Origin of the sequence: Nocardia sp. CNY236 (assembly GCF_000482385.1) — a bacterium.
Taxonomy (GTDB): Bacteria; Actinomycetota; Actinomycetes; order Mycobacteriales; family Mycobacteriaceae; genus Nocardia.
The window spans coordinates 1-2,880 of record NZ_AXVD01000069.1; the positions used below are offsets into that span (position 1 = coordinate 1).

At 69.3% G+C, this 2,880-nt stretch carries 1 protein-coding gene; it reads right to left on the reverse strand.

Annotated features, from left to right (window positions below; translation table 11 throughout):
• Positions 1-6 precede the first annotated feature (6 nt).
• On the reverse strand, positions 7-2,880 hold a 2,874-nt coding region (locus K940_RS29835; protein ID WP_155981060.1), incomplete at its 5' end, for a type I polyketide synthase.

Here is a 2,880-nt window from a genome sequence, read left to right on the forward strand (position 1 = left end):
AATCCATCACGACTCAGCTCCTTCGTGCGCCAGCGAAATCAGATCCGCGATCCCCAACCCATCGACCACGGCCTCATCCGCCACAGACTCGGCGGGCCCCGAGTCGAGCAGGGCGAGTAGTGCTTCCAACAGCCCTGCCTCGCGGAGCCTGCTGATCGACACCGCAGCGAACTCCCGCCGGAAGCGGGCCTCGTCGAAACCGTCGTCCGCATTCCGTGGCACCGCGGGGAACAACTCGTCGCACACCATGCGGGCGAGTTGGGCCGGCGTGGGATGGTCGAACAGCACGGTCGACGACAGCCGTAGCCCGGTCACCCTGGTGAGCCTGTTGCGCAGTTCGAGCGCGGTGAGCGAATCCGCGCCGAGATCGGTGAAGGTCCGGCCGTCGGGCACGTGCCCGGAGTAGCCCAATACCGCGCTCATTTCCGCGCGGATCAGGTCCAGCAGTGCCCGCTCTCGATCGGCCGGGGTCGAGGCGGCGAGCCGGCGCAGGAAACCGGCGTTGCCGCTGTCCGCCTCGCGGCTACGCTGTGCGTGGTGTGGGCGAATCAAGCCGCGAAGCACAGGCGGGGTCTCGCCCACTATCGAGGCGCGATCCAGCAGCATCGGTACGAGGTACGCCGTGTCCTGTCGCAGAGCGATATCGAACAGGCGCAACCCGTGAGTGTCGGTCAGGCCGCCGATACCGGCCCGTGCCAAGCGAGCCCGGTTCGCCGTATCCAGTGCCGCAGCCAGACCGCTTTCGGCCCAAGCACCCCAGCCGAGCGCTGTGCCGACCAACCCCTGTTCGCGCCGATGCCGGGCGAGCGCATCGAGGAATGCGTTCGCCGCTGCGTAGTTGCCCTGTCCTGCCGTACCGAAAATTCCTGCGACGGAGGAGAACAGCACGAATGCAGTGAGTTCGGCGTCGCGAGTCAGCTCGTGCAGGTTCCACGCGGCGTCCACCTTCGGCCGCAGCACGGCGTCGATCCGCTGTTCGGTGAGGGCGCCGACGACTCCGTCATCGAGTATTCCGGCTGCGTGAATCACCGCAGTCAGCGGATGTGCCGCCGGAATATCCGCCAACGTCCGTGCGAGTGCCTCCCGATCGGCGACGTCGCACGTCGCGACGAAGGCCTGCGCGCCGCGGCCGGACAACTCGGCGCACAGGTCTGCCATACCGGGGGCCTGCGCTCCCCGGCGACTGACCAGCAGCAGCCGCCGGACACCGTGTTCGGATACGAGGTGGCGAGCGACGAGTCGCCCCAGCGCACCGCTCGCACCGGTAACCAGGACAGTGCCATGCACGGGCCATTGCGTATGCGACGTGCCCGCTGTCCCGGCCGCCGCCAACCGGGCGCCGAGCAGCGCCCCGGCCCGGAGGGCGACCTGCGGCTCGCCGACCTCCAGCACCCCGGACAGGGCTTCGCGCGATGCCGGTTCGATGTCGATGTCGACCAGTGCGAATCGTTCCGGATTCTCGGTGTGGGCGGACAGCACCAGGCCCCTGGCGCTCGCCGCGGGCAGGTCGGTGATGGCCTCGTCCGGCTGGGCTGCGATCGCGCCGCGCGTGACAATCACCATCCGCGCGGTCCCGAACCTGGTGTCCGACAGCCAGGATCGAGCCGCGGCCGAGATCCGGTGACATGCACTGTGCACGGCGGCTGCCACATCGCCGGAGCCGTCCGCACTGCCGTCGAACGGGATCAGCACCGTATCCGGCACGCTCGCCCCGGCGTCGATCGCGGCGGCAAGCCCGGTGAGATCGACATAGGCATCGACCCGGTGCCCGGCGGAGGTCAGTTCTTCCGCCAGCCCGAGCCCGTCACCGACCACCGTCCAGGCCGCGGGCTCGGTGACCGGCTCGGCCGCGACGGGCACCCATCGCAGGTCGAACAACGATTCGGTGGCCGGGCCGAGTTGGTCCGGGGTCACCGGCCGCACGCTCGACGACGCCACCGAGGCGACCAGTCGCCCGGCGGTATCGCCGACGGTGATCGCCACCGCCGCCGGGCCGACCGGCACGATGTGTGCCCGCACCGTCGAGTGCCCGGTAGACCAGCGGCGGACGCCGGTCCAGGCGAACGGTACATGCGCCTCGTCGGCGACCGGCAGCGCACCGAGTCCGAGAGTGTGCAGCGTCGCATCGAGCAGAATCGGGTGCAGGCCGAAGGAATCCGCTTGCTTCGACTCCTCGTCGGTCAGCCCGATATCGGCGAAGATCTCCTTGTCCCGACGCCAGACTGCACGCAGCCCTTGGAATGCGGGACCGTATTCCAGCCCGGTCGCGTCGAGTGTGTCGTACCAGTCGGCCACGTCGACCGCCTCGGCATCCGCGGGCGGCCACACGGTCGGAAAGTCGACATCGGTAGTCGCATCGGTACAGACCGTACCCATGGCGATCCGCGTCCAGTCGTCGGTCGCATCCCGGACTGTCGGCCGGGCATGAATCGTCACCGAGCGCCGCCCGTCATGGTCGGCCTCGGCGACGGCGACCTGGATGTCCACCGCGCCGTCCTCGGGCACTATCAGTGCGGTGGTCAAAGTCAGGTCCTCCAGGGTGTCGGCCCCCACTCGCTCGGCTGCGGCCAGCGCCAGTTCGACCAGGCCGGCGCCGGGGAACACAACCTTGTTCCACACCCGGTGGTCGTTCAACCATGGCTGCGTACCGAGCGCGAGCCGTCCGGTCAGCAGCAGCGAGTCCGCCTCCGCCGGGCGAACCGCGGCGGCGAGCAGCGGATGTCCGGTGGCCTCGAGCCCGAGGCCATCCGCACCGACGCCGGCATCGGTGGTGCTCGGCCAGTACCGTTGGCGTTGGAATGGGTAGGTGGGTAGGGCGATGGGGTGTGCTGTGGTGGTGTCCAGTGCCGTGGTCCAGTCGATGGGTATTCCGCGTACCCA